The organism is Curtobacterium sp. MCBD17_003, from assembly GCF_003234885.2.
In the GTDB taxonomy this organism is placed as follows: domain Bacteria; phylum Actinomycetota; class Actinomycetes; order Actinomycetales; family Microbacteriaceae; genus Curtobacterium.
In genome coordinates, this window is the sequence record NZ_CP126275.1 from 3,163,104 (window position 1) to 3,188,542 (window position 25,439).

The 25,439-nt window shown below is 71.8% G+C and carries 33 protein-coding genes; 16 read left to right on the forward strand and 17 right to left on the reverse strand.

What is annotated here, in order from left to right; genetic code table 11:
- Positions 1-3 precede the first annotated feature (3 nt).
- Positions 4-1,116 (reverse strand): GTP-binding protein, encoded by a 1,113-nt coding sequence (locus DEI88_RS15000; protein WP_284183575.1) that lies wholly within the window; start codon positions 1,114-1,116, stop codon positions 4-6.
- On the opposite strand from DEI88_RS15000, the gene ykgO reads away from it, so the two are divergent.
- The 4 genes from ykgO (at position 1,115) to DEI88_RS15020 (ending at position 2,352) form a co-directional block, all read left to right on the forward strand.
- Positions 1,115-1,237 (forward strand): type B 50S ribosomal protein L36, encoded by a 123-nt coding sequence (gene ykgO / locus DEI88_RS15005; protein WP_071274734.1) that lies wholly within the window; start codon positions 1,115-1,117, stop codon positions 1,235-1,237. The two genes, DEI88_RS15000 and ykgO, sit on opposite strands and share 2 nt — an antisense overlap.
- 96 nt (positions 1,238-1,333) lie before the next feature.
- Positions 1,334-1,489 (forward strand): zinc transporter permease, encoded by a 156-nt coding sequence (locus tag DEI88_RS15010; RefSeq protein WP_111010625.1) that lies wholly within the window; start codon positions 1,334-1,336, stop codon positions 1,487-1,489.
- Between the two features lie 81 nt (positions 1,490-1,570).
- Positions 1,571-1,861, forward strand: a complete 291-nt coding sequence (locus DEI88_RS15015) for an ArsR/SmtB family transcription factor (protein WP_258368623.1) — start codon at positions 1,571-1,573, stop codon at positions 1,859-1,861.
- A gap of 71 nt (positions 1,862-1,932) precedes the next feature.
- Positions 1,933-2,352 (forward strand): Fur family transcriptional regulator, encoded by a 420-nt coding sequence (locus DEI88_RS15020; protein ID WP_111010623.1) that lies wholly within the window; start codon positions 1,933-1,935, stop codon positions 2,350-2,352.
- Positions 2,353-2,379: 27 nt separating this feature from the next.
- On the opposite strand, the gene DEI88_RS15025 is transcribed toward DEI88_RS15020, so the two are convergent.
- Positions 2,380-2,841, reverse strand: a complete 462-nt coding sequence (locus tag DEI88_RS15025; protein ID WP_111010622.1) for a Fur family transcriptional regulator — start codon at positions 2,839-2,841, stop codon at positions 2,380-2,382.
- A gap of 59 nt (positions 2,842-2,900) precedes the next feature.
- On the opposite strand from DEI88_RS15025, the gene DEI88_RS15030 reads away from it, so the two are divergent.
- Genes DEI88_RS15030 through DEI88_RS15045 form a run of 4 tightly spaced genes read left to right on the forward strand, consistent with a single transcriptional unit; the run spans position 2,901 to position 6,407 of the window.
- A complete protein-coding gene (locus tag DEI88_RS15030) occupies positions 2,901-3,827 on the forward strand; it encodes a metal ABC transporter solute-binding protein, Zn/Mn family (RefSeq protein WP_220035673.1) in 927 nt (308 codons plus the stop codon).
- On the forward strand, positions 3,824-4,675 hold the full coding sequence (locus tag DEI88_RS15035; RefSeq protein WP_220038140.1) for a metal ABC transporter ATP-binding protein: 852 nt from the start codon (positions 3,824-3,826) through the stop codon (positions 4,673-4,675). The genes DEI88_RS15030 and DEI88_RS15035 overlap by 4 nt, the downstream gene beginning before the upstream one ends.
- Complete coding sequence (locus DEI88_RS15040) at positions 4,672-5,604, forward strand: metal ABC transporter permease (protein WP_111025815.1); 933 nt, start codon at positions 4,672-4,674, stop codon at positions 5,602-5,604. Before DEI88_RS15035 ends, DEI88_RS15040 begins: the two co-directional genes overlap by 4 nt.
- On the forward strand, positions 5,604-6,407 hold the full coding sequence (locus tag DEI88_RS15045; RefSeq protein WP_111025817.1) for a metal ABC transporter permease: 804 nt from the start codon (positions 5,604-5,606) through the stop codon (positions 6,405-6,407). The genes DEI88_RS15040 and DEI88_RS15045 overlap by 1 nt, the downstream gene beginning before the upstream one ends.
- Positions 6,408-6,458: 51 nt before the next feature.
- Here the strand turns inward: DEI88_RS15045 and DEI88_RS15050 are convergent, their stop codons facing one another.
- Together DEI88_RS15050 and DEI88_RS15055 are read right to left on the reverse strand one after the other, a co-directional pair.
- On the reverse strand, positions 6,459-6,776 hold the full coding sequence (locus tag DEI88_RS15050; protein ID WP_111036235.1) for a hypothetical protein: 318 nt from the start codon (positions 6,774-6,776) through the stop codon (positions 6,459-6,461).
- A 206-nt stretch (positions 6,777-6,982) separates the two neighbouring features.
- On the reverse strand, positions 6,983-9,175 hold the full coding sequence (locus DEI88_RS15055; protein WP_111071864.1) for an acyltransferase family protein: 2,193 nt from the start codon (positions 9,173-9,175) through the stop codon (positions 6,983-6,985).
- A 353-nt stretch (positions 9,176-9,528) separates the two neighbouring features.
- Between DEI88_RS15055 and DEI88_RS15060 the strand changes: the two genes are divergently transcribed.
- The gene (locus DEI88_RS15060) at positions 9,529-10,290 is read left to right on the forward strand and encodes a TetR family transcriptional regulator (RefSeq protein ID WP_111025822.1); all 762 of its coding nucleotides are present in this window, start codon (positions 9,529-9,531) and stop codon (positions 10,288-10,290) included.
- Here DEI88_RS15060 and DEI88_RS15065 read toward each other — a convergent pair.
- The 4 genes from DEI88_RS15065 to DEI88_RS15080 all read right to left on the reverse strand — a co-directional run bounded on the left by DEI88_RS15065 (position 10,233) and on the right by DEI88_RS15080 (position 14,115).
- The gene (locus tag DEI88_RS15065; RefSeq protein ID WP_111025824.1) at positions 10,233-10,889 is read right to left on the reverse strand and encodes a pentapeptide repeat-containing protein; all 657 of its coding nucleotides are present in this window, start codon (positions 10,887-10,889) and stop codon (positions 10,233-10,235) included. The two genes, DEI88_RS15060 and DEI88_RS15065, sit on opposite strands and share 58 nt — an antisense overlap.
- Positions 10,890-10,916: 27 nt before the next feature.
- Positions 10,917-11,750, reverse strand: coding sequence for a hypothetical protein (locus tag DEI88_RS15070; RefSeq protein WP_111036238.1), 834 nt, complete (start codon positions 11,748-11,750; stop codon positions 10,917-10,919).
- 158 nt (positions 11,751-11,908) lie between these two features.
- The gene (locus tag DEI88_RS15075) at positions 11,909-12,931 is read right to left on the reverse strand and encodes an NAD-dependent epimerase/dehydratase family protein (protein ID WP_111036240.1); all 1,023 of its coding nucleotides are present in this window, start codon (positions 12,929-12,931) and stop codon (positions 11,909-11,911) included.
- On the reverse strand, positions 12,928-14,115 hold the full coding sequence (locus DEI88_RS15080; protein ID WP_111010613.1) for a zinc-dependent alcohol dehydrogenase: 1,188 nt from the start codon (positions 14,113-14,115) through the stop codon (positions 12,928-12,930). Before DEI88_RS15080 ends, DEI88_RS15075 begins: the two co-directional genes overlap by 4 nt.
- A gap of 259 nt (positions 14,116-14,374) precedes the next feature.
- Here DEI88_RS15080 and DEI88_RS15085 point away from each other — a divergent pair, with 259 nt between their 5' ends.
- Entirely contained in the window at positions 14,375-14,974 is a 600-nt protein-coding gene (locus tag DEI88_RS15085; RefSeq protein WP_111025828.1) for a hypothetical protein, read from the forward strand.
- On the opposite strand, the gene DEI88_RS15090 is transcribed toward DEI88_RS15085, so the two are convergent.
- Entirely contained in the window at positions 14,919-15,551 is a 633-nt protein-coding gene (locus tag DEI88_RS15090) for a DNA alkylation repair protein (protein ID WP_181435130.1), read from the reverse strand. The two genes, DEI88_RS15085 and DEI88_RS15090, sit on opposite strands and share 56 nt — an antisense overlap.
- 32 nt (positions 15,552-15,583) lie before the next feature.
- Here DEI88_RS15090 and DEI88_RS15095 point away from each other — a divergent pair, with 32 nt between their 5' ends.
- On the forward strand, positions 15,584-15,871 hold the full coding sequence (locus DEI88_RS15095; RefSeq protein WP_146242853.1) for a hypothetical protein: 288 nt from the start codon (positions 15,584-15,586) through the stop codon (positions 15,869-15,871).
- A complete protein-coding gene (locus DEI88_RS15100; protein WP_181435131.1) occupies positions 15,864-16,028 on the forward strand; it encodes a VapC50 family PIN domain-containing toxin in 165 nt (54 codons plus the stop codon). The genes DEI88_RS15095 and DEI88_RS15100 overlap by 8 nt, the downstream gene beginning before the upstream one ends.
- 57 nt (positions 16,029-16,085) lie before the next feature.
- On the opposite strand, the gene DEI88_RS15105 is transcribed toward DEI88_RS15100, so the two are convergent.
- Positions 16,086-17,129: an NAD(P)-dependent alcohol dehydrogenase gene (locus tag DEI88_RS15105; protein WP_111036246.1), complete on the reverse strand. Its 1,044-nt coding sequence runs from the start codon at positions 17,127-17,129 to the stop codon at positions 16,086-16,088.
- 206 nt (positions 17,130-17,335) lie between these two features.
- On the opposite strand from DEI88_RS15105, the gene mgrA reads away from it, so the two are divergent.
- Entirely contained in the window at positions 17,336-18,376 is a 1,041-nt protein-coding gene (gene mgrA, locus DEI88_RS15110; protein WP_111071865.1) for an L-glyceraldehyde 3-phosphate reductase, read from the forward strand.
- Positions 18,377-18,412: 36 nt separating this feature from the next.
- Here mgrA and DEI88_RS15115 read toward each other — a convergent pair whose 3' ends face one another.
- The 4 genes from DEI88_RS15115 to DEI88_RS15130 form a co-directional block, all read right to left on the reverse strand.
- Positions 18,413-18,766, reverse strand: coding sequence for a hypothetical protein (locus DEI88_RS15115; protein ID WP_111071866.1), 354 nt, complete (start codon positions 18,764-18,766; stop codon positions 18,413-18,415).
- 126 nt (positions 18,767-18,892) lie between these two features.
- Positions 18,893-19,321 carry a hypothetical protein gene (locus DEI88_RS15120; RefSeq protein ID WP_111036248.1) on the reverse strand — a complete coding sequence of 143 codons (429 nt, stop codon included), beginning with the start codon at positions 19,319-19,321 and terminating at the stop codon, positions 18,893-18,895.
- Positions 19,322-19,396: 75 nt separating this feature from the next.
- Positions 19,397-20,011, reverse strand: a complete 615-nt coding sequence (locus tag DEI88_RS15125; protein ID WP_111071867.1) for a hypothetical protein — start codon at positions 20,009-20,011, stop codon at positions 19,397-19,399.
- 107 nt (positions 20,012-20,118) lie between these two features.
- The gene (locus DEI88_RS15130; protein ID WP_181435132.1) at positions 20,119-20,544 is read right to left on the reverse strand and encodes a BLUF domain-containing protein; all 426 of its coding nucleotides are present in this window, start codon (positions 20,542-20,544) and stop codon (positions 20,119-20,121) included.
- Positions 20,545-20,767: 223 nt separating this feature from the next.
- On the opposite strand from DEI88_RS15130, the gene DEI88_RS15135 reads away from it, so the two are divergent.
- Positions 20,768-21,349, forward strand: a complete 582-nt coding sequence (locus tag DEI88_RS15135; RefSeq protein ID WP_111071869.1) for a sigma-70 family RNA polymerase sigma factor — start codon at positions 20,768-20,770, stop codon at positions 21,347-21,349.
- Between the two features lie 53 nt (positions 21,350-21,402).
- On the opposite strand, the gene DEI88_RS15140 is transcribed toward DEI88_RS15135, so the two are convergent.
- Complete coding sequence (locus DEI88_RS15140) at positions 21,403-22,080, reverse strand: TetR/AcrR family transcriptional regulator (RefSeq protein WP_111036253.1); 678 nt, start codon at positions 22,078-22,080, stop codon at positions 21,403-21,405.
- A 238-nt stretch (positions 22,081-22,318) separates the two neighbouring features.
- Between DEI88_RS15140 and DEI88_RS15145 the strand changes: the two genes are divergently transcribed.
- Both DEI88_RS15145 and DEI88_RS15150 read left to right on the forward strand, forming a co-directional pair.
- On the forward strand, positions 22,319-23,614 hold the full coding sequence (locus DEI88_RS15145; RefSeq protein ID WP_111071870.1) for an Ig-like domain-containing protein: 1,296 nt from the start codon (positions 22,319-22,321) through the stop codon (positions 23,612-23,614).
- A 128-nt stretch (positions 23,615-23,742) separates the two neighbouring features.
- Complete coding sequence (locus DEI88_RS15150) at positions 23,743-24,069, forward strand: hypothetical protein (protein WP_111071871.1); 327 nt, start codon at positions 23,743-23,745, stop codon at positions 24,067-24,069.
- A 139-nt stretch (positions 24,070-24,208) separates the two neighbouring features.
- On the opposite strand, the gene DEI88_RS15155 is transcribed toward DEI88_RS15150, so the two are convergent.
- Complete coding sequence (locus DEI88_RS15155; protein WP_111071872.1) at positions 24,209-25,108, reverse strand: glucose 1-dehydrogenase; 900 nt, start codon at positions 25,106-25,108, stop codon at positions 24,209-24,211.
- Between the two features lie 123 nt (positions 25,109-25,231).
- Positions 25,232-25,438: a hypothetical protein gene (locus tag DEI88_RS15160; protein WP_111010600.1), complete on the reverse strand. Its 207-nt coding sequence runs from the start codon at positions 25,436-25,438 to the stop codon at positions 25,232-25,234.
- Position 25,439 lies beyond the last annotated feature (1 nt).

Sequence of the window (25,439 nt, forward strand, 5' to 3'; positions counted from 1 at the left end):
CCCCTAGTGGTGGTGTTCCGTGGGCCATGCCGGGAAGGGGTCGTCGTATGTCGCCCACTCCATCGGCCCCGCGAGGAGTTCCGCGTCCGTGACCAAGCTCCGGTCGAGGGTGCTGATGATCCGGTGGCGATCGAGGTCCTCCCCGAAGAGGACCAGCTCCTGTCCGGCAGGAGCATTCCGTGCCCAGGTGGACATTCCGGTCGGATCGAGCGCGACGGTGTCGCCGGCGCTCCGCCACGACCCGATCTGGTCGGCGCGGGTCGCGAGTTGGACCAAGCCCCGCGATCGAGCGATCCGGCCGACTCGTCCGGGCGTCAACTGCTTGTCGACGGCGTCGAAGAGCCGTCGGGGGTGGAAGGGGCGCGGATCACGGAACACGATCGCCTCGACGCCGTACCGGGGTCCCGGCTGCGTGGCCGGGTCGGCGAGGGCGTGCATCCAGCCCATCCGTTCCCCGAGTCGACGAGCACACCACCGCCCGCTCGCCCCCGTCCGTCGGGAGGACATCGCGCTCGGGCTCCGGACCACGGCCGCACCGGGGTTGAGCTGTTCGAGGACGCCGAGGGCGCTGCGGAGGGACGCGGGGCCGATGTCGTCCGCATCGCTGAGGACGATCACCGTCGCGAACTCGATCTGCGAGGCCAGTCGTTCCGCAGTGACGTAGTCGTCCAGCGGGGACGGTGCGAGCGACAGGAGCCACCGCTCGATGTCCCGCACCGCCACGACCGTCATCAGGTCGTGTAGCTCCACGGGGGTCCCTTCCGCCCGTCGGCTCTCGAACTCGGTCTCCAGCACGAACCCGATCTCCATCACGTCCGCGGCCTCCTCCAGCTCGACGATGGAGCGACCGGTGGCACCGGCTCGGGCCGACTCCAGGATCCGGTCGGCCAGGACCAAGGCGAACTCGCCGCTGTCCTCGGTACCGTCGTCGACCTCGACCGGTGCTCGGCGCGGTGCTCCGCTCAGTCGCCGGCTGACCTGTCGTCGGTCAGCGGCGCGCAGGCCGCTGACCAAGGTCACCCGGAGGACGCCGCCGTCCGGATGTGCAGACCCGAGTTCGTTCCGTGGCTCCATTGCCCCTACTCTAGTGAGAAACGTTCTCAGTAGGAGGATCATGAAGGTCAGGAACTCACTCAAGTCGCTGAAGCAGCTCCCGGGCGCGCAGGTCGTACGCCGCCGAGGTCGCACGTTCGTCATCAACAAGCTCAACCCGCGCGGGAAGGGGCGCCAGGGGTGAGTGCGACCTGATCATCTTCCGTGCACGTATTGCTACTCGTGCATGCTTGCTCTAGTGTCGGGGTCACGTCAACCGACTGATCGAAGGAGCACCACCATGACCGAGCAGGAAACCGTCGCCGAGCACACCGTCACCGAGCACCACCACGAGGACGGCTGCGGTCACGAGGCAGTGCGGCACGAGGACCACGTGGACTACGTACACGAAGGCCACAAGCACGCCGAGCACGGCGACCACTACGACGAGCACTGAGACCCTCCGCCCGGGGGTAGGGCCAACCCGCCGGACCCCCGGGCGTTGCCCGTCGGTATGCACATCTGCTTACATCGCCAGGTGACCGATCATCGAGTGAGCATCGCGGCGGAACTCTTCAAGGCCCTCTCCTCGCCGGCCCGCCTCCGGGTGCTGGTCGCCCTCATCGAGGCGCCCTGCGACGTGTCGTCGCTCGCTGCGCAGACCGAGCTGTCGCAACCGCTGGTCTCGCAGCACCTCCGCACCCTGCGACTCGCCGGGCTCGTGGAGGTCGAGCGCATCGGGCGGAACGCCGTGTACTCACTCCGGGACGAGCACGTCGCGCACATCGTCAGCGATGCGCTCACGCACGTCGGCGAAGCCGCGGCGTGAGTGCCCGTTCAGCTGCACGTGCGACCCTGCCTCCTCAGCACCACCGAGCGTCCGAGACCCGAGAGGCGTCCATGACCGAAGCACCCGTGGGGAAGAAACCCCAGCGGCAGACCGCCCAGAAGACGGCGATCCGCGACGCGCTGCGAGGCGTGCGGTCCTTCATCAGCGCGCAGGACCTGCACGAGGTCCTCCGCGCGGACGGCAGCTCGGTCGGCCTCGCCACGGTGTACCGCAACCTCAGCGACATGGCGGTGAACGGCGAGGCGGACGTCCTCCAGGCCGAGCCCGGCGTCCAGCTGTACCGGTTCTGCGGCGATGCCCACCACCATCACCTGTACTGCGTCAGCTGCGGTCGCACCGTCGAGATCGAAGCACCGATCGAGGACTGGGTCGACACGGTCGCCGCTGAGCACGGGTTCTCCCGCGTGCGCCACGTGGTCGACATCTTCGGGGTGTGCGACGACTGCCGCGCACGCGGCGTCGGAGCATAGGGCGCCTCGGGCCGGGGCACGTCTCGCTCAACCGCGCACCGAGCAGGCGCTGCACCTCCCGTGGATGGTCAGCGCAGCATTCTCCTCGAAGAACGCGAGGCATGGTCCGGGGTGCTGTCGTGGGTCCGCGACCTCGCTCGTGCGCCCGCACGTGTCGCACACCAGGAGGTCCCGGTCGGGGAGCCGGTACAGGACCTCGCCGCCGACGTACGCCTCGGTCAGCGCTCGCTCACGCGCCAGGGCGTGGAGCTCCCGGTAGACCGTCGAGAGTCCGATCCGTACCCCACGCGCACGGATCCGCGCGAACACGGACTGTGCCGACGCCGGCGCATCATGTTCGACCAGTGCGGCGAGGACGCTCGCGCGATACCGGTGGCCGCGCGGTCGATCCCCGGCCCACTCCGTCGACACCAACCGACACCATCCGTCCGTGGAACAATCGGGAACGACTCCCGTTACCAACACGCTCCAACGTGCCGTAGTCTGCACCTATCGATAAGCGTTCTCAACAGAGCGCGCGGGTGGGACGCGGTCCCTGGATTGGATGGATGTCAGTGCGCATCAAGAGATTGGCGGCGCTCGGCGTCGCGGCCCTGGCCGTGACCGGTGCTCTCACCGGGTGCTCGCAGTCGGCGAGCGGGGGGAGCGACGGCAAGATCGTCGTCGTCGGCGCGGAGAACGAGTACTCGGACGTCGCCGCACAGATCGGGGGCAAGTACGTCTCGGCCAAGGCGATCATGAGCAACCCGAACACCGACCCGCACACCTTCGAGGCCAGCGCGAGCGTGGCGAAGGAGCTCAGCTCGGCCCAGATCCTCGTCCAGAACGGGCTCGGGTACGACGACTTCATGACCAAGCTCGCCAAGGCGTCGCCGAACTCGAGCCGGAAGGTCATCGTCGCGCAGGACGTGCTCGGCCTTCCCGACAGCACGCGGAATCCGCACCTCTGGTACGACCCGAAGACGATGCCGGCGGTCGCCAAGCGCATCGCCGCCGACCTCGGAGCGCTGCAGCCCTCGCACAAGCAGTACTTCCAGGACAACCTGACGACGTTCAACCGGTCGCTCGAGACGTGGACGAACCAGCTCGCGTCGTTCAAGCAGACCCACGCCAACGCCCCCGTCGCCGTGACGGAGCCCGTCGCGGACTACGCGCTGCAGGCCGCCGGAGTCGACGTCGAGACACCCTGGTCCCTGCAGGCAGCGATCATGAACGACACCGACCCGAGCCCACAGAACTCGGCGGCGCAGGACGCGCTGTTCACCGGCAAGCACGTCAAGGCGTTCCTCTACAACCAGCAGGTCACCGACTCGATCACCTCGCACTACCTGTCCCTCGCTCACGACAACGGGATCCCCGTCGTCGGCGTGTACGAGACGATGCCGACGGGCTACCACTACCAGAAGTGGATGGAAGCCGAGTTGACCGCGCTGCAGAAGGCGCTCACCAGCGGCACGTCCACCGAGAAGCTGTGACCGGTCGGACCGACAGCGACGTCCCGGGCGGGGTCCTCTCCGCCCGGGACGTCCGCGTCGTGATGTCGGGGGCCCTCGTCCTCGACGGGGTCGACCTCGACGTGCAGCCCGGTGAGTTCGTCGGACTCATCGGCGCGAACGGCGCGGGGAAGACCACGCTGCTGCGCGTCCTGCTCGGCATCCTCCGACCCACCCACGGTGCCGTGCGCCGACCCGAACGCAAGGCGAGCACGCACGGCATCGGGTACCTCCCCCAGAAGGTCGCGCTCGACCCCGACACGCCTCTCAGGGCACGCGACGTCGTCGCACTCGGTCTCGACGGCGGGCGGTTGGGCCTCCCGATCCGTCGTCGCGCGGTGCAGGAACGCGTGACCGTGGTCCTCCACGCCGTCGGCGCAGCCGCGTTCGCCGACCAGCGGATCGGACAGCTCTCCGGAGGCCAGCAGCAGCGCGTGCTCCTCGCGCACGCACTCATCAGCGAGCCGGCGCTGCTGCTCCTCGACGAACCCCTGGCGAACCTCGATCCGGCCAGCGCCCACGACATCGTCCGTCTCCTGGACACGCTCCGCCGTGATCGCGACGTCGCGATCGTGATGACCGCGCACGACATCAACGTCCTCATGCCGGTGATGGACCGCGTGGTGTACCTGGCGAACGGCCGCGCCGTCACCGGCGACCCCGGATCCGTCGTCCGGAGCGACGTCCTCTCGCGCCTGTACGGTCGGCCGATCCGGGTGATCGAGGCCGAAGGCCGGGTGATGGTGCTCGCGGACGACCGGGATCCCGCATCTGACCTCGCGTCCCCTGGCCTCGAGTCGGTGTCGAGACCGAACGGAACCCCCGCATGACCCCCGCCTCCGTGATCGGCGGATTCCTCGGCAGCCCCACCATCCACACCGCACTGGTGGTCGGTGGTTTCGTCGCCCTGGTCACCGGGATCGTCGGCGTGTTCACGATCGTGCGCGGCCAGTCGTTCGCGGGACACGCGCTCGCCGACCTCGGAGCCGTCGGCGGATCCGGCGCGTTCCTCATCGGCATCAGCCAGGTGTGGGGGTTCATCGGTGCCGGCGTCCTCGCAGCACTGCTCATGGAGCTCATCGGCGTCCGTCGTCTGCAGGGTCGCGACGTCTCGACCGGCATCGTCTTCGGCTTCGGACTCGGTCTGACGGCACTGTTCCTGTACTGGAGCACCACCATCGGCGGCTCGAGCAACGCAGCCGTGTCCGTGCTGTTCGGATCCCTCTTCGTCATCGCTCATGACGTCATCCCGCTCGTGGTCGGACTCAGCGTCGTCGCCCTCGCCCTCGTCGCGGCGACGTACCGGTGGCTGCTCATGGAATCGCTCGATCACGGCCTGGCAGCAGCACGCGGTGTCCCCGTTCGCATCACCGGCATCGTGTTCCTCGTCGCGCTCGCCCTCGCGGTGGAGCTGTCGTCACTGACGATCGGCGCCATCCTGTCGACCGCGCTCCTCATCGGTCCCGCCGCGACGGCGCTGCTGCTGACCCGACGCTTCGGGACCGCGGTCCTCGTGTCGGCCGCTCTCGCGGTCCTCAGCACCTGGGCGGGGTGCTTCGTCTCCTTCGAGAGCTACTCCTGGGCGGGCCACGACGGCAACTGGCCCGTCAGCTTCTGCATCGTCGCCATCATCCTCGTCGTCTACCTCGCGATCCGCGTCGGAGTGGCAGTGCGACGTCATCGGATGTGGAAACCGGCGCGCGTCGGGTCAGTTCGCGGCTCGTCCCGCGCGCAGGACACCGAGGAGGTGCTGCCCTGATGTTCGCACCGTTCATGCTCAACGCCTGGCTCGCCGGGACGATCGTCGCCCTCATCGCCGGCATCGTCGGCTTCTTCGTCGTCCTCCGAGGAAACTCGTTCCTCGCCCACGCCGTACCCCACGGTGCATTCGCCGGAGCGGCAGGAGCCGTGCTCATCGGCGTCGACCCACTGATCGGACTCGGCGTGTTCGCAGCCGGCGGCGCGTTCATGATCTCGGCGCTCGGGCGGCGCGCCCGCAGTGACGTGGTCACCGCGCTCACCCTCGTCTCGATGCTCGGCCTCGGAGCGCTGTTCCTCAGCCGATCCACCGAGTACTCCGCCGAGGTGTTCGCGCTCCTGTTCGGCCAGATCCTCGGTGTCTCGAGCCTCGAGATCACGCCCATGATCATCCTCGGGGCGGTCTGCCTCATCACCCTGGGCGTCGTCTACCGGCCGTTGCTCCTCGCATCGACACTGCCGGACACCGCGCCGTCGCGCGGCGTCTCACCGCAGGCGATGTCGATCCTGTTCGGCCTCATCCTCGCCTGCGCGACCACGATGAGCGTGCCCATCGTCGGGGCGCTCCTGATGTTCGCGCTCCTCGTCGGACCGCCCGCGGCCGCGCGCTTCGTCACCAGACGGCCGGCGACCGCGATCCCGCTGTCGGCCGCGCTCGCGGTCGCAGCGGTGTGGGGAGCGATCTCGCTCGCGTACGTGACCGATTGGCCCGTCGGGTTCTTCGTCACCGCCATCAGCGCCCTGATGTACCTGGCCGGGCGCCTGGCCACGGTGAGACCGACGCGCGGCCGGACGGCAGCATGACGTCCCTCCGACACGCTCCTCGCCGTCATGGTCCCGCCCCCGACGGTCAGGTCAACGTGAACTCGTCCCTCCGCCCGCCAGGGCTGCGGTCCTGGCGGTGATGTCCGCGACGAACGCTCTCGTGTCTGCCGCGAAGGGGCCGTCGAGGTCGTCGCCGAGTTCGTCGTCGTCCGCGTCGAGGACGAGCAGCGGACGGCCAGACGCCACGTGCACGCTCGTGGTCGTCCCACAGCCGCATCGGTCGAACGTGGGGACGTCGACGCGATCGGTGCGGGCGTTCCGAGCGAGTGCATCGGCGTAGTCGCACACGGTGCGAGCAACGGCGTCGGCCACGAGGATGAACACCGGCCCGCGGACGAGGTGCTTCATCGCGCTCGCCCGTCCGTCGCCGCGCCGCTCCTGGTCTCGGACCGATCGAGGACGTGCGAGGGATTCGTGCTGAACGGGAGACGTGCCATGCCGACCTCCGGCCGTGGGTGAGAACGTCACCCTTCGGCAGCGCTGGACGTGAAAGGCTTTCATGCCGCTCCACGTGACGGTATCCCTGCTCCCTGACCGCCCCGCCGGTCCGGGCGTCATCCGCTCTGCTGCATCAGCGCAGCACGGAGCACGCGCGCCAGGGCGACGGAGTAGGCCACGGTCAGGTGCCCGCCGTCGGCGCGCACGACGATCCCGCCGACGGCCGCCGGGCAGCGCATCGCACGATCGCAGAACCACGAGGCGGTGTCCACGAAGGAGGCCCGCGGCACGTCCGCCAGCGCGCGTCGCTCGGCCGCTCGCTTCGGTGCCCACGTCGCCGGTGGCGTCGACAGGCAGGTCCCCGGGCCGGCGACCCGGACCGCGCAGGCGCTGACGGGCGTCCCCTCCGGTGGCGACCCGAGCAGGACGACGCGGGCGCCGTCGCCCGTCAGGCGCCGGGCGAGGAGGCGCGTGCCGTCGCTCCACACACGACCGCGGGCGGCGGCGGGCTGCCGGTCGTACCCGCCGGCGGCGGAGGACGCGACCACCAGGTCGGGCCGGAGCCGATGGACCTCGGCGAGCGCGGCCTCCCGGGCGGCGTCGCACGAGGTCGCGAAGGCGGGGCGGCGGCCCGCGTCGGTGGTCGTCACGATCGATGCCGGGCAGCTCTCCAGGCCGATCCCGACGACACGCCAGCCCCGACCGCGGACGGCGTCGACGATGCCCGGCAGCCAGCTGATGGCGATCGAGTCGCCGACCACCACCAGGGTCCGCGCAGCGCGACCGTCGGAGAACGTGCAGCGGGTCGCCGCAGCGGTCAGCGTGCTCGGCGTCGTCGCGACGGGGTCGTTGAGACAGCCGTCGGCCTGCAGCCGTCGAGCCGCCGCGGCCGCCGCACTCACCTGGTCCAGGTCGGGGACGGTCGCGCCCCACGCGCCGTCGTCGACCGCCGCGCGCACCGCCCGCTGCAGCGCGGTCGCGGATCGGAAGGACGCCACGTGCTGCGGGCCCGGGTCCGGCAGGTCGTCCACGCCCGTCAGGCGCCCCGGCGCGACGAACTGCGCGGCCGACAGCGCGAGCACGAGCGCGGAGGCGAGTGCGACGACGAGCGTGCCACGGGTGGTCCGCAGCCGACCCGGCTGGGCGCGCACGGGCCTCCCGGGCGTGCCGGGACGGGGGCCGGGGCGTGTGCGCCCGTACCGGAAGGGCCGCTCGACGAACCGGACGGTGAGGACGGCGAGCACCAGGGCGATCCCGAGGGCGACCGTGGGCACGACGGCTCGGCTGCGTGGTGCGACGGCGTGCAGGAACGACCACACCGGCAGGTGCCAGAGGTAGAGCGCGTAGGACCAACGGCCGACCGCTCGGCTGACCGGGTTGGTGAGCGCCGCGAGCACCCGCGGCGCTGCGGTCGCGCCGCAGAGGACCACCCCCGCGGCGCCGAGGACCGGGAGCGCGGCGGCTGGTCCGGGGAACGGCATGCTGGGGGTGTCGACGGCCCCGGCCAGGAGCACGGCGGCCAGCCCCGCCGCGGTCACCACGCTCGCCGCGCCGACACCGAGCCGAGCGGCGACGCGCGGCTCGGCCACCGCCGCGGCGGCTCCCACACCGAGTTCCCAGGCGCGTGACTCGAACGAGAAGTACGACCACTCGGGCTTCGCCCGGGTCTCCCAGCAGGCGATCGCGAACGACACGGCGCAGCCCACCCCGAGTGCGATCGACAGCACTCGGTGGACGATCCGCTCGCTGGTGCCGCGATCGGCGAGGGCGCCGGGACGCCGGGACCGGCGGCGTCCGAGGGCGACCGCGCCGACGACGACCCACGGCCAGAACACGTAGAACTGCTCCTCGACCGCGAGAGACCAGAAGTGCTGCAGCGGCGAGGCCGCCCCGCTGTCCCCGAAGTAGTCCGTGGCGGCGCGGATGAGATGCCAGTTCTGGACCATGAGCATCGAGGCGACGCCGTCCCACGTGACCGCGCTCGCCCGCGCCAGGTGGTCGACGGCCCAGGCCAGGGCGACCGTGACGAGCACGGTGAGCGCCGCGGCCGGCAGCACGCGCCGTGCCCGCCGGAGCGCGAACGCGGCGAGGTCGACCGTGCCGGTCGCACGGGCCTCCCGGAGCAACCCCGTCGTGATGACGAACCCGGAGACGACGAAGAACACGTCGACCCCGACGAACCCGCCGACCGGTCGATCCAGCACGTGGGCCGCGACGACGAGTGCGACCGCGATGCCCCGGAACCCCTCGATGTCCGGACGGAACGGCGCGGCGCCGACGTGCCCGGAGGGATCCACAGCACGACGCACGGCAGCGATGCTCCGTCACGACCGGGAGGCCCGGCGCGGCTCCGCCACGCATCGCGCGTCCCGAGGACGGGGGCGTCACCCCACGGTTCACCCGGCGCGCTCGACACCCGTCCCCGCGCGTACCGAACACTCGGACGGCGCGCGCGGGGCGGGGCACCACGACCGCCGTGGGCGTCCCCCCACTGGTACGTCCACGCGGTCCCGCAGCTCTCGGGTCGAGCCGCTGCGTGTCCTGGAAGGATTCCACAGGACGGTCGTCCAGGGCAATCCTCCGTGGGGATGATCCCGTCCGAGCGCCCACCCAGTTCGGGGGACCCTGCCGCGGCGGCCGTCGCCGCGCTACCGTTCTGCCCATGGGCATCCGCGAGGACCAGCGACGCCGCACCCGGTGGACGATCCTGCTCGCGGCGGCCGCCGAGTTCGAGGAACGGGGGTACGAGGCCACCTCGTACGCATCCGTCGCCGCCCGCGCCGACGTCGCGAAGAGCCTCGTGAGCTACCACTTCGCGTCGAAGACCGACCTGGTCGACGACCTGTTCGCGATCGCGTACGAGAACGGCGTGTTCGCCGCGGCCCCGGTCGACCTCGACGCACCCCTCGACGAACTGGCGCGGTCGACGGTCCACGTCGCGATCCAGGAGGAGTCGAACGTGATCGCGCGGGCGGCCATGCGCCTGCAACGTGAGGCGCCGCTCATCCCGACACGGATGCCCCCGCCCTACCTCGGCTGGGTCGGGCGCTGCCGGAACGCCCTGACCCGCGCGATCGCCCTCGGGCAGCTCCCGGCGTGCATCGACGTGCCGTTCGAGGCCCGCATGCTCGTCGCGCAGTTCGCGGGCGTGCGCGAGGTCACGACCGCGCTCGGCGACCACGAGGGTTTCGCCGCGAGCGCGGCCGTCGGGACCCTGGACCGCTTCGCGACGATGGGCGCGTCGGCCGACGCGCTCCTGCGGGCAGCGGGTCGTTCCGCCAGCGCGATCCGGGAGGCCGGGCTCACCGGCGCGGACCGCGTCGCCAGCCGGTACGAGCACGTGGGCAGCGGGCAGGGGCGCTCGGGTCAGTCCACGACGACCCCGAGGGCGCGAGCGAACGAGGTCGCCAGCAACGCGGACTGAACCTCGGACACGGTCGCACCGCGGAGCGCCGCCGCATCCGCGACGACCGCGACGTCGGCGCCTCGGAGGTCGACGTCCCGGAGGCGGGACCCCGCTGCGGAGAGCTCGTGGATCCGACAGCCCGGGAACGCGACGCGGTCGGCCACGACGCCGCCGAGGTCGAGTTCCTCGATCGTGCAGTCCTCGAACGTGACGTCACGGAGGGTCGCGGCACGCAGGTTGACGAACCCGAGCTTGGCGCCGATGACGCGGACGTCGTCGAACGTCGAGTCGTACCACTCTGCCGACCCGATCCGGCCGGACCGGATCACGACGGACCGCCAGGTGGACCGTGGCGTGCGGAACACGGGCGCGTCGAGCACGTCCACCACGGTGTCCCGGACACGCAGCATGCCGAGGTCCGCGTCGCCGGCTCGCAGCGTGCCGATGCGACACTCCTCGACGACGAGTCCGGTCAGGGCACGGTCCACGACGTCGAGGTCACGGATGTCCCGCCCCTCGAGGAGATCGCCGGGGAGCAGGACGTCGCCCCCGCCGGGCTCGAGCTCGACGGGGGCGACGTCCTCGTGTCGGGGCGGCCGGGTGCGGTGCTCGGGCATGCCCCGATCATCGCAGCCGGTCACCGGTCAGTCGACGGGGCGCTCCAGCCCGACGCGGTCGACCTTGCGGTGGTAGTGCATCCCGGCGAGACCGCCGACGATCGCGCCGACCAGGCTGAGGACGAGGGCGACCACGACGGTGATGATCCCGGTGACGGTGAGGCTGCCCTCGTCCACGGGGATCCGCGGGAACGCGTTCACCTGCTGGAGGAAGTTCGCCTGCGTCCCGGCGATCGCGACCACGATCGCGGCGACGATCGCGATGGCGACGGCCCAGAACCAGACGGCGAGGCCCTGCTTGACGCCGTCGAACCGTGCCATGCGCCCGGCGACGTACCCGCCGCAGTAGTAGGCGACGAACAGGATCACGGCGAGCGCGATGGCGCCGATGAGTCCGACGGTGCCGGCGTTCGACGTGGCGGCCTTGCCGACCTGGTTCGCGTTCCCGCCGGTGATGCCGAGGCCGAGTCCGGCGCCGATCGCACCGAGGATCGCCGTGAGGATGACGGCCGTGCCCATCGCGGTGAGCCACCCGAAGAAGGCCGATCCGAACTTGAAGCCGCCGAACTCCTCCTTCTGGCGTCCGACGACCTCTTGCCGGGTCAAGGGCGCACGGTCCCGGTCCTCGTGCGCCACGGCACGGTCGCGGTCGTCGTGCGCCACGGCACGGTCGCGGTCCTCATGGGCCACGGCACGGTCGCGGTCCTCGTGCGCCACGGCACGGTCGCGCAGGTCGGCCCCGTCGTCGGCGGGACCCCGGTCGTCCACCGGCGCCCGGTGCTCGGGGACGTGCTCGCCGTCGTTCGGGTTGGTGAGTGGGACCGCCGGTGTCGTCTGGCGGCCGTCATCGGCGTTGCTCATGGGTTCCTCCTCGGGGCCCGTCCGGGCCGTCCCGGGTCGGACGCGGTGTGCGTCGTCCGGCCCACAGTGTGCTCGCACCACACCCGGTGCGTCATGGCTCCTGGGAACGGGGGACAGCCCCTCCCAGGCGTCACCGGTCGCGGCACCCGCGCTGTCCCTCAGCCGCGGAGCGGCCCCGACGCGGGCACGGACGAGCCCTGCCGGAATCCCTCGACGAGGTCGGCGAAGGCCTCGACCGCCGTGTGCTGTGGCTCCCACCCCAGTTCCTCGCGCGCCTTGTCGGTCCGCATGATCGGCACGTTCGCCGCGATGTCGATCCAGCCGGCGTCGGTCGGCTGGATCCGCAGGTGCCATGTCAGGGTGACGACGGCGCGGAGCAGTCGGAGCGGGATCCGGACGGCGCGACGCATGCCGAGCACCGCGGCGAGCCGCGGTGGCGTGAGCACCGGCCCGGCGGCGATGTTGAACGCGCCGGCCGCCCGCTGGTCCATCGTCCGCCAGTACGCGTCGGCGAGGTCGTCGGCATGCACCGCCTGGAACACGAACGGTCCCGGGAGCGGGAGCACCGCCCACCGGGCCGCGCGGACGACGCGCATGGGGACGAGGTGCCCGAGGAACAGTCCCCGGATCTCCGCTGCCGCCGGCTGCTGGAAGACCAACCCCGGGCGCAGGCGGGTGACCACGATGTCGGGGTGGGTGTCGGCGAACTCGTCGAGGGCCGCCTCGTTGAGCGCCTTGTGGATGCTGTACGTCGCCGTGGCCATGCCGTCGACCGGCCAGGACTCGTCCACGCGCAGCCGCTTGTCCGCAGCCCGGTAGGTGCCGACCGACGACGCCACGACGACCTGCCCCACGCCCGCGGCGGCGGCCGCTTCGAGCACGGCGGCCGTCCCCTCGACGTTGACGCGGTACTGCGTCGGGATGTCGTGCGTCGGCTGCAGCGCCCAAGCCAGGTGGACGACGGCGTCGACGTGCTCGAGGAGCGGCGTCAGGGCCGCCACGGCACCGTCGGCGCCGACGTCGACGCTGTGCCACTCGACCCCGGCGTACGGGTCGGCCGACCGGTCCGGGATCCGTCGGGCGATGCCGACGATGCCGGTCACGGCCTCCTCGGCCTGCAGGCGGCGCAGCAGCGCCGTGCCGACGTTGCCGGTGGCGCCGACGACGGCGACGCGGGTCATGCCGGAGCGCCGGGGGTCAGGACGACCTTGACGCAGCCGTCCTCCTTCTTCTGGAACACCTCGTACATGTGCGGGGCGTCCTCGAGGGACACGCGGTGCGTCGTCAGGTCGAGCGTGCCCAACGGGTCGGACGGGTCCTCGACGAGCGGCATGAGGTCGTCGAGCCAGCGGCGGACGTTGCACTGTCCCTCACGGACCGTGATCTGCTTGTCGAACAGCGTCATCATCGGCATCGGGTCGGCCGTTCCGCCGTAGACACCGCTGAGCGAGACCGTGCCGCCGCGCCGGACCAGGTCGATCGCCGCGTGCACCGCGACGAGCCGGTCGACGCCCGCGGTCTCGATGGCCTTCTGCGCGAGCTTGTCGGGCAGCAGCCCGGCCGCCCGCTGGGCGAACCCGGCGACGGCGTCACCGTGGGCCTCCATACCGACGGCGTCGACGACGCCGTCCGGCCCGCGTCCGTCGGTGAGATCCACGAGGTGCTCCACCACGTCGTCCGACATGTCGAACGTCTCGACACCGTACTTCGCCGCCATCTCGCGGCGGACGAGCTCCGGCTCGACGGCGAGCACGCGGTACCCGAGGTGCTTGCCGATCCGGGCCGCGAACTGCCCGACGGGGCCGAGCCCGAGCACCGCGAGCGTCCCGCCCTCGGGCACGTCGGCGTACGCCACGCCCTGCCACGCGGTCGGGAGGATGTCGCTGAGGAACAGGTACTGGTCGTCGGGGCCGGTCGCGGGGACCTTGATCGGCCCGTAGTCGGCGTGCGGCACCCGGAGGTACTCCGCCTGCCCACCCGGCACCTGGCCGTACATCTTCGTGTAGCCGAACAGCGCGGCACCGCTGCCGTACTGCTTCACCTGCGTCGTCTCGCACTGCGACTGCAGCCCGTGCGTGCACATCCAGCAGTGCCCGCACGAGATGTTGAACGGGATCACGACGCGGTCACCCGGAGCGAGGTTCGTCACGCCCGAACCGACCTCCTCGACGATCCCCATGGGCTCGTGGCCGAGCACGTCGCCCTTGTCGATGTACGGCCCGAGCACGCGGTACAGGTGGAGGTCGGACCCGCAGATCGCCGTCGACGTGATCCGGATGATCGCGTCGGTGGGCTCCTGGATCGTGGGATCGGGGACGGTCTCGACCGAGACCTTCTCGGTCCCCTGCCAGGTGAGTGCGCGCATGGTTCCTCCAGCTCGTCGGGCTGCGGCGGTGCCGCAGCGGTCGGCCGGGAGGCCCCTCCCGCGCCGGGTCCATCGCTACCCGTCCGCCACCTGCCACGTCCGACCCGTGCAGGTCCCGTCCAGCCGGGGGTGTCCCCCGCCCTGCGGATCGGCTCGGCCCACTGCTGGCTGGGAGGACGTCCTTGGTTGGGGGTACAACGAGGATCACTCATGCTGATCGGGGGCAAGCTCGGGTCGATCCCACCCGAAGGAGACCGTGATGCTCGAGCGCTTCCGCAACCTGCCGATATGGGCGTTGGCCGTCGTGATGTTCGTCGTCCTCGTCGTCGTCCGTGGTGGCATCGACCTCGTCGACCCGCCGCGACACACCGACTGGCCCGCGCAGCTCATCGGTGACGCCGTCTACGCGGTCCTGCTGACAGCCCTGCTGTCCGTACGGGTCAGCATCGCCCGGCGGCGCGCGGGCGGTACGAGCGCCCTCTCCGCCATGCGACGCTCCCTGAAGACCGGCCAGGTGCCCGATGACGCCGATCCCAGCACCTGGACACCGATGCTCGAGCGGTGGGAGCGGCAGCAGCGACGGTCCGCGTGGTTGGCTCCGGTGCTCTGCGCGGTCCTCGCGCTCGTCTCGGTCTGGCTGCTGACCCAGTTCGCCGATCCCATCGGGATCGCGCTCGTCGTGCTCTGGGTCGCCCTCGGCATCTGGAGCGTGGTCCAGACGCGCCGCGTGCTCCCACGGATCCGCCGGGTGCTCGGGACCCTCCAGCAGCGCGGCAGTTCGTGGACCTACCCCGCCGACGCTCCTACCGGCGGAACCGCGCCTGCGCAGCCGCAGGCAGGTGCTCCGTCGCCGCACTGAGCAGCGCACGGTCCATCCCGCTCGCGTTCGACTCGAGGAACGCGACGAGCTCGTCGTGCGAGGCCCACTTGCCGACCCCGCGCAGGACGAGCGCCACGGCGCGCCGCACGTGCTCGTTCCGCTCCCGCACGAGCCTGCCGACGATGTCGAGCGCGGTGGCGGCCTCACCGCGCTTCACGAACGCCAGGGTCGCGCTGACGGCGATGCACCGCTCCCAGACGACGTCGCTCTTGGCGAGCGCGAACAGCGGGCCACGCGGACGGTCCGCGAGCCACGCGCCCACGATGTGTTCCGCACTGACCTCGACGAGGAGGTCGCTGTCGACGCGCTCGCTGTGGGCCGCTGCCATGTAGTCCTCCACCACGACCGACCTGGTCGCGTCGTCACCGTCCCGGAACCGCTGGACGAGCAGCAGCACCGCCACGAGCCGTGCGTCCTCGACCTCGCTCCAGAGCAGCGCCCCCACCTGGCCGTCACCGAGGGCCGCGAACCGGCGCGCGACGCGTCGAGCGGCGGCGAGGTCGCCCGGGGTGCGGGCGAGTGCGCCGAGGACGTCCTCGGCGGTGTCGACGGCCACGTCAGTCCGCCGAACCGATCGCGACGGGGCGCGTGACGGACGGACAGGACCGGGAGGAGGACGGCACCGATCCAGGCTACGTGTCCGACGTCGCCGAGGGCGGAGCCGCGAAGCTCCTCGAAGCGGGTGCGATCCCGTTCCAGAAGCCAGGTCGACACCGTCGGGGAGCCCTGAGTGACCTCGTCGCGGACCAGGAGCACGAGCAGGACGAGCGTCGCTCGGCGCTCCGAGAACTCGCCGCGCTCACGCAGGGCGTCGGGACCGAGCCGGGCCCGGTCTCACCGCTGCGCCGGCACAGTGAGTTCGAGGACGATGCATGACCTCCCTCTGCCCGGTCCGGTCCTCGACGCGCTCCGGTCCTGGTCCGCCGACATGCGGAATCCCCCGCTGACCGAGGTCGGGCTCCTGCGGGCCCTGGCGCGCAGCGGCGTACCACGCTTCGCGGTGGACGCGCTCCAGCGGTTCGCGGAGCATTGAGCGCCTCCCGTTCGCGTCGGGTAGAAGGACCGTTCGGCAGTTCCCGACACGCTTCCGTCAGGCGTTCGGCGTGACCACCGCGCGCCCGGACAGCTCGCCGGCCTCGAGCCGCCGGTAGGCCTCCAGGGCGTCGTCCATCGCGAAGCGCTCCACGTCGGGCACGATCTGACCGGCTCGGTACATGTCGACGACCTCGTGGAGGTCCTCGATCGTGCCCCAGTAGGTGTTCGTCAAGGTGGACTCGTACGGCGTCGAGAAGAACGACCAGGACGTGACGCCACCGGCGATCCCGACGACGGTGAGCCGGCCTCCCTGCGCCATGGACGCCTGGGCGAGCTCGATGGTCGGCGTCGCGCCGACGAAGTCGAAGGCGGCGTCGACGCCCTTGCCTCCCGTGATCTCGCGGATCCTGGCGGCCTGATCCGGGCCTCCCGGGACGGTCACCGCACCGCGCTCGGCGGCACGCGTCATGGCGTCCGCCTTGGTGTCCGTCGCGATGACGGTCGCGCCGGTGAGGGCGGTGAGGATCTGCACGGCGATCTGGCCGAGGCCGCCGAGCCCGACGACGAGTGCGGTGCGGCCCCCGCCCGCGAGGTTCGGCAGGCTGTTCTTGATCGCGTGGTACGGCGTCAGGGCGGCGTCGCTGAGCGGCGCGGCGAGCACGGGGTCGGCGTCCCCAAGCGGTACGAGGTTCCGCGCGGGGACCGTGACGTACTCGGCCATGCCGCCGTCGCGGCCGAGTCCGATGCCGAGGTACGGCATGGTCGCGGCGTTCTCGCAGTACGTGTCCTGCCCGCGCGAGCAGGCCCTGCAGTGCCCGCACCCGATCGGGCCGTACACCAGGTAGGCGTCTCCCTCGGCGAAGCCCTCGACTCCTGGGCCAACTGCTTCGACCCAACCGGAGTTCTCGTGACCGAGCGTGAACGCCGGCGCCTGCGCCCCGGGCTGGCCTTCGGAGAAGTGTCGGTAGACGGCGACGTCCGAGTGGCAGGCGCCCGCGCCCGCGACCTTGATGAGCACCTCTCCCGGTCCCGGGACCGGCTTCGGCACGTCGGTGAGCGAGGGGAAGGTCTGCCACTGTTCGAAGACGACGGCGCGCATGGATGGCTGCTCTCTGTGCTGGTGGTGGCCCATCGGCACCCCGTCATCGAGTCGGCGCGGCGTCGCGGTCGGATGGAAGATCCGGCAGTCACACTACACCTGTCGCTGTGCACGACAGGTGTCGTTGACCGGTCCGGAGGCCCGCCCCACCGTCCTCCATGCGAGGCTGGACCCCTGATCCCCACCCCGCTCGGAGGCACATCCCCATGACCTACGTCGCCCGTGACGACCGCTACGACTCGATGCCGTTCCGCCGGACCGGCCGGTCCGGCCTCGACCTGCCGCTGCTCTCACTCGGGTACTGGCACAACTTCGGTGACGACCGACCGTTCGAGACCCAGCGCGCGATCAGCCGGCGGGCGTTCGACCTCGGGATCACGCACCACGACCTCGCGAACAACTACGGGCCGCCCTACGGCGCCGCGGAGATCAACTTCGGCCGCATCATGCGGGAGGACCTCCACCCGTACCGGGACGAGCTCGTCATCTCGACCAAGGCCGGTTGGGACATGTGGCCGGGCCCGTACGGGCAGGGCGGCGGGAGTCGGAAGTACGTGCTCGCATCGCTCGACCAGTCGCTGCAGCGCATGGGCCTCGACTACGTGGACGTCTTCTACTCGCACCGCCTCGACGCCTCCACGCCGCTCGAGGAGACCATGACCGCGCTCGACACGGCTGTCCGGCAGGGCAAGGCGGTCTACGTCGGGATCTCCTCGTACGACACGGAGCGGACCCGTCAGGCGGCGGCGATCCTCCGCGACCTCGGCACCCCGCTGCTCATCCACCAGCCGTCGTACTCGATGCTCAACCGCTGGATCGAGACCGAGGGCCTCCTCGACGCCGCGGACGAGCTCGGGTTCGGGGTCATCGGGTTCACGGCGCTCGCGCAGGGCCTGCTCACGGGCAAGTACCTCGACGGCGTGCCCGAGGGGACCCGCGCCGCCGCCGGCACCTCGTTCGACCCCTCGGTCATCACGCCCGAGGTCGTCGGTCACCTCCGGGCGCTGCACGACATCGCGGCCGCTCGGGGGCAGTCCCTCGCCCAGCTCGCACTCGCGTGGGCCCTCCGCGACGAGCGGGTGACCTCGCTCGTGATCGGCGCCTCGCGGGTCGAGCAGGTCGAACAGAACGTCGCGGCGCTCGACCACCTGTCCTTCACGGAGGACGAGCTGCGCGCCATCGACGAGCACGCGGTGGACTCGGCCGGCATCGACCTGTGGGCGGGCGCTCGGGCCGGCGAGGTCTGAGCGCCGTCGGTCAGTGCGCTCAGCTGCGGGGGCGGTTCAGGTCCCGGGGGTGCCGCCCGCCGCCGCGCCGGGGTCGGGGTCGGGATCGGGGTCGGGGCCTGTTCCGGCCCCGTCCCTCGGGCGGCTGCCGTGGAGGCCACCCGGCGCGAAGTCCCCTTGGCGCAGGCCGTCACGGACCGCGCGGAGGGCCGCAACGAACCCGGCGTCGAACCGTTCGTCGTCCGGGTCGGGGTCCGCCAGCGTCTGCGCGATCCACGTGTCCAGTTGCCGCGCCACCGACAGGTGCGCCAGGTACTCGACGGGCCGGTCCTGCAAGAGCCGGTCGATGCGCGACGCCGAGTAGCTGCGGAGGCGGTCCGGCTCGAAGTCGAACACGCTGGGGATCAACATGACATGAAGCTAGACGGTCTAGCGATCTCCGTCCGGGGGGTTGCGCAAAGCGGACCGGATGGAGGCCACTCCGGGCCTCCATCCGGTCCGCGCGATCGAGCGTCAGCGCGTCAGCGCGTCAGCGCGTCAGCGCGTCGAGATGATGTACGTCACGGACGAGCCGGGCGTGCTGATGCTCACGGTGTAGCGGTCGCTGGTGTAGGTCGCCTGCGTGGCGGTGCCGCCGCCCTGCTTGGTGAAGCCGGCAGACGCGAGTGCCTGGCCCGCCTGGGCGAAGCCCTTCCCGCCCTTCGGCGAGACGGTGGCGCTCCAGCCGTCGCTGGCGTTGCCGCGGGCGACGATCACGTCACCCTTGACGACGGGCACGGCCTTCGGGAAGTTCGCCGGCAGCTTCGACGAGGACGACGACCCCGATGCGGAGGAGGCCGACGCGGAGCCGGAGGAACCGGCGGAGGTGCTCGAGCTGCAGCCGGCGAGCAGTGCGGCCGCTGCGAGTGCGGTCGCGGCGCCGACCACGAATCGGGTGGAACGGGTGGTGCTGTGGAGCTGGTGCATTGATCCTTCTGGGACTCGGTGCGTTTCCTGTGGACACACCAGGATCGCACTGACTCCCTGCGTCTCCGGTCGACGTCAGCGCGGCAGGAGCCGGAGCGGCACCCCGGCGTCGCGGAGCGCGAGTGTGGCGAGGACCCGGACTGCGTCGGGCTCCCCGGCCCGCCACCGCTCGACCACGGTGGGCTCCACGGCACGCAGCGTGCGGGGGTGCGCGTGCGCCAACGCCTGTGCCGCGAGGGCTTCCAGTCCGAGCGGTGTGCGCAGCAACGCCCGGACCGCGGCCGCCCGCCGCACGAAGCCGCCCCGCCGGCGCAGCCACAGGACGACGACGAGGAGGACGGGCAGGCCCGCCACGACGACGCCGACGAGGACCGCGACGTGGTGGGCTGCCTCCTGCTGGTCGCGCCCCGCGGCGACGAGGGTCCGGGCGGCGTCACTCGCGTTCCGGAACGGCGTGCTCACGGCACGGCCCGCGAACGGCAGGTCGGCGATGCGGTCCGCCGCCCGCGACATGGTGCTGCGGAAACCCTCACCCGCGTCCTGCACGCGCCGGCCAACGTCACCGAGTGCGGCGATCGACGCCCCGACCGCGCGCCCGAGCAGGACCGCCAGGACGATCGCGACGAGGGCGACCACGTCGGCGACCAGCTGCCGCACACGACGGATGGGATCGGCGGCGTACAGCTGCATGGGGCCTCCTCGCGTGGGCCCCGAGGCCCGGAACGGACCCGTTCATCATCGTCGTCCCGCGGACGGCGCGCCGAGGATCGGCCGACATCCGCCTCCTGCGCCGGGGCTCAGGCCGCGGTCGGGTCCTCGTCGCCGAGCTGCGCGACGAGGTCCTGCACCCGCGCCGCGGTCTCCGACGTCCGACCGGCCGCGGGCGCGCTGAAGAAGTCGTCGAAGCCGGGCAGGTCGTCGGTGCCGGTGTCGACGACCGCGCGGTACCCCATGGTCCACGCCGGGAACCGTCGCTCGGCGATCGACTCCTGCGCGACGAGCTGGACCGCACCGTGGCGCGGGTCCGACGCGATGATCGCGTAGCGCTCGCGCACGGCGTCGTCGGGGCCCTCGAGCACCTGCATGAACTGCCCGTCCTGGTGCAGCAGGACGCCGGTCAGACCGGCACGGGCGTTGTTCGCGCGGCTGTTCAGGAGCAGGACCGCCAGGTCGTCATCCGTGAACGGGTAGGTCGCGGAACTGGTGTAGACGGTGGACAGCACGACGGTTCTCCTCAGGTGGGGATCAGGGGTAGGACCCAGATTCCACCCCCGACCGCCGCGAGCGGGACACCCAGTTCGGGGCGCATCGGGGAAGCACGGCCCGAACGGTGCCTCCGAGCCGGTCCAGGACGCACGAGTAGACGGGACGGAGCCGTCGTACCCCGTCGGCGGAGTCAGCGTCGACAGGACCACCCGAGATCACGACACCCGAGACGGACCCGAGATGCTGCACCGTCGACCGACCACCGACCCCGTCACGACGAGCGATGACGCGCTGCTCATCGCCGTCTGCGGCGGCGACCGCGAGGCCTTCCGCCAGCTCTACGTCCGGCTGACGCCGCGCCTCGTGTCGTTCGCCCGCCGGACGCTCGTTGACCACGCCCAGGCCGAGGAGGTCGTGCACGACGTCCTCCTCGACGTCTGGTCCGACGACACGACACCGTACGACCCCGCGCGCGCTTCGGCGACGAGCTGGCTCCAGACCCTCACCCACCGTCGCGCCGTCGACCGGGTCCGGTCCATCGAACGCACCCGACAGCGGGAGATCCGCGTCGGGATGCGGGACTTCGAGCCGGTCGACCACGACGCCGCCGAGCGGTTGGACGTGCTGGCCGAGTGGGTCGCGGTGCGGAACGCGCTCGCCGACCTCACGCCGAACCAGCGATCCGCCGTGCTGTTGCGGTACCGCGACGGGCTCACCGACCTGGAGGTCGCCGACCGGTTGAGCGTCCCGGTCGGCACCGCGAAGACGCGGATCCGGAGCGGTCTCCGCAGCCTCCGCCGCTGCCTCAGCGGGACGGTCTGACGGCGCGCGTCAGCGCGACGACCCAGGACGGTCCGGGCGGCGGTCGCCGCGACTCAGAGCGACCAGGCGTCGTCGACCCACGTCGACGGCGTGAGCGGGGCGCGCACCTGGTACCGCTCCTCCCAACCGCGCTCGAGGCGAGAGGCTGCCCGGTCGAACGCCGACATCAGGTCGAGGTCCTGCCGGAGCAGGGCCTGCAGCTGCAGGCCCTCGTAGAGGGCGATGAGCTGCTCCGCGCCACGACGGGGGTCCATGGTGTGCGGTGCACGACCGACGGCGACGTCGTGCTCGAGACCGCGGCGGATCTGCGTGACGAACAGCTGGTACCGCGACTGCAGGTAGGGGGCCATGGGGTGCGTGCAGTCGCTCGCGACGCTCGCGAGGGCGACGAGCAGGCGCATGAGCGCGGGCTGCCGGACGTTCGACGCCACCATCGCGCGGAGGAACTCGACGGTGCTGACGTCGCCGAGGGTGTGCTCGATGGCTTCGGTGCGCTGGCCGTTCCACCGGTCGACGGCGGCGAGCACGAGGCCGTCCCACGACGGGAAGTGCTGGTGGAGCTCTTCGAGCGAGATGCCGATGCGGGCGGCGACGGCTTCCGGACGGGCCTCGTGGAAGGGCACCTCGTGGAGCAGGTCGACGGCCCCGTCGACGATGATGACGCGGAGGTGGAGCGTCTGGGCAGCGGCGGCAGCGGCCGCGGTGTCCGCGTTGGTGTGGTCGAGCATCATGCCCCTTCGTGGAGACGGGAGGGCGGACGACGTTGGCACCCTGGTCCGGTCTGGCGGACGTCGTGTCCGTCCCCACGATCAAACCGCCCAGAAGGTTTCTTCCGCACCCCCCGGTCCGGGGGTCCTCTCTTCAGGGGACAACCGGGGGGCGGCGCCCTCGGGGCATCGGGAGCGACGCCGTAGCATGACCACACCCGACGCGGGCCCCGAACCCGCGACCCCGTATCCCAGGAGCACCATGTACCCGAAGCATGCCCTCGTCCGCCGTGTCCGGATCCCGATCGTGGGCGGTGTCACCCTCGCCGTCGCGGGCGCCCTCGTCCTGGCCGCCGGCCCCGCAGCCCACGCCACCGAGGTCTCCGGCGCGATCACGAACGTCACCGTCAGCCCGACCACGCCGGTGCTCGGCAGTCAGCTCCGCACGTCCATCGACTGGTGCGCGCCCGCCGACGCCCACGCCGGCGACACGTTCGGCCTCACGTTGAGCGACCACCTCGGTCACCTGCCGACGGGCTTCGACCTGGACGACCCCGCCACCGGTTTGCCCGTCGCGACGGCCACGATCGCCCAGAGCGCTCCGTGGATCGTCTCGTTCACGTTCACGGACTACGTGGACACGCACCGCGACACCTGCGGCACGGCGTACGTCCAGTCGGACTTCAACGGCACGACGACCCCGGGCGGTGTCACCACCCCGATCACCTCGACGACGAGTGACGGGCGGCAGTTCACGACGCCGATCACGCCGACCGGCCCGGCCTGGGGTGACCCGGCGGCCGCGTCGAAGTACGGCACGTGGGCGCGGCCCGACCAGGGCCGGACGAACCCGACGGACGCGGTCGTCTGGCACATCGACACCCCGAACGGCCCGTTCGCCTCCGCCACGACCACCGACGCCGTTCCCGCCGGACAGACCTGGCAGTTCGACTGCGCCACGGTGCAGCTCTCCGAGGGCTCCTACGTCGACGGCGTCTACACGCACATCGCGGACCTCGCCAGATCGGACTTCCCGGTCACCTGCTCCACGTCCAGCCTGACCGTGTCCTGGCCGACACTCGCCGTCGCGGACCAGTACCGCGTCGAGGTCGCGACCTCCGAGCAGACGGCGAACGGTGACGGTCCGGCTCGTACCGAGCAGAACGTGGCGACCGTCACCACCCGCGCCACCGACGGCACGACCGCCACGACGGATGCCGGTGCACAGATGATCCAGGCGAGCGCGGGCGGCATGGGGCAGGGCGTCGCCGTTGCCGTCGCGCCGATCGCGACGCCGACGCCGTCCCCCTCGGGCGGCACCGCGAGCGTGTCCCCGGCCGGAGCGAGCGCCGTACCGGCTGCTGCCGCTGCGACCGACACATCGGGCTCCCTCGCGTTCACCGGGCAGGACGACCGCCCGGCGATCGCGCTCGGTTCGGCCCTGCTCCTGGCGGGGATCGCCGTGCTCGCCCTGGCGCGTCGCCGTCGGCTCACCGTCGACGCGCCCGAGTCGTCCGCATCCGCGACGCCGCGTCACGGCCTCCGTCGGCAGCGCTGACCCCCGGTCGCGGCCGCGCTGACCCACGTCCCGGTGGCGCACCGCGCCGTCGGGACCGGGCCGGCACGGACCGGGCCGGCGGGACACCGCTGGCGCGGCGCCGGGATCGCGGTGCGAGGATGGACGCCATGTCCCCCGACGATCTGGCACAGGGCCTCGCGCAGATGGCGAGCACCGGGTTCGAGCTCGGTGGCGGCGCGGACGAGGTCGCACGGGACGTCCGGCTCATGTGGGAGCACCTCGGCGCTCCGGCCGGTGCCTTCGAGGCCGCGGCCGAGGCCGTCGCGAAGCTGCCGCAGCGTCCGGAGGTACCCGTCGCCGACCTGGCGCGCCGGGCCGAGATGGAGCGGGCCTTCGGCATCCAGCCGGTCGAGGTCGAACTCGCCGCGGCGCTGTCCGCGCGCGAGCTGCTGCAGCGCATGGCGCGGATGCGCCCCGCCCCCGACACCCGCTGACGCCCCCGGACGGCCCGGACTTGGAACGCCCAGATCGCAGAACACGCCGCTTCCCGATGGTGGGAAGCGGCGTGTTCTGCGATCTCGTCGCGGTGCTCGGCCGGCGGACCGAACGGCCGGGCCGGGCCCGCGCCGGGCGTCACGGCGTGGGCATGCCACCGTTCACGTGGAGCGTCTCGCCGATGACGAATGAGGACTCACCACTCGCCAGGAACACGAAGGCCGGCGCGAGCTCGGCCGGCTGACCCCAGCGTCCGAGCGGGGTCTCGGCGCCGACCTCAGGCAGCTTCTCGGGGGCCTGGCCACCCGCCGGCTGCAACGGCGTCCAGATGGGGCCGGGAGCGACCGCGTTGACGCGGATGCCCTTCGACGCGAGCTGGCCCGCGAGCCCCTTGGAGAACGTGTTGATCGCACCCTTGGTCGAGGCGTAGTGCACGAGCGCCGGCGACGGCTGGTACGCCTGGATCGAGGTCGTGTTGATGATCGTCGAGCCCGGCTGCAGGTGCGGCAGCGCGGCCTTCGTGATCCAGAACATCGCGTAGACGTTCGTCTTGAAGGTGGCGTCGAACTCCTCGTCCGACAGGTCGGTGAGGTCCTCGACGTGCTGCTGCTTGCCCGCGTTGTTGACGAGGATGTCGAGCCCACCGAGCTCGTCGACGGCCTTCGCCACGAGCTCGCGGCAGAACGCGGCGTCCGTGATGTCGCCGGGCAGCGCGACCGCCTTGCGGCCCGCGTCCTCGATGAGGCCGACGATGCGCTTCGCGTCCTCTTCCTCCTCGGGCAGGTACCCGATCGCGACGTCGGCGCCCTCGCGCGCGTAGGCGATCGCGACGGCTGCGCCGATGCCCGAGTCACCGCCCGTGATCAGGGCCTTGCGCCCCTCGAGTCGACCGGAGCCGCGGTAGGTCTCCTCACCGTGGTCGGCGGGGACGTTCTCCGCCATCTCGGCATCGGTGCCGGATCCGCCGAGGTACTGCTCGTCGGGCACCTTGTCGGCGTAGAGCTTGCTCGGGTCCTGGAACGTGTACTGGTCCGTCATGTCTGGGTCTCCTCCTCCTGGCTGAGGACCCCGACGGTACGCGGGAGACCGGGACGCGCTCACGGCCAGCCGGCGGCGGTTGTCCCCCGGGCGGAGGGGCTCCGGTCCCCGCCTGCCCCGTCGTCAGTCGGCGGGCCGGAACACCGCGATCGGCAGCGCTCCCGGCTCCTCGTCGACGTCGTCGGTGGCGATCCAGGTCCGTCCCTCGTGCTCGATGGTCGTCGGAAGCTCGCCCCGCACGATCAGGCGGATCGGCGGCTGGTCGCCGTCCACGAGGTCCACGCCCCGCGCGCGGTCGTCACCGGTGTTGTCGACCACGTACTCCGTCATG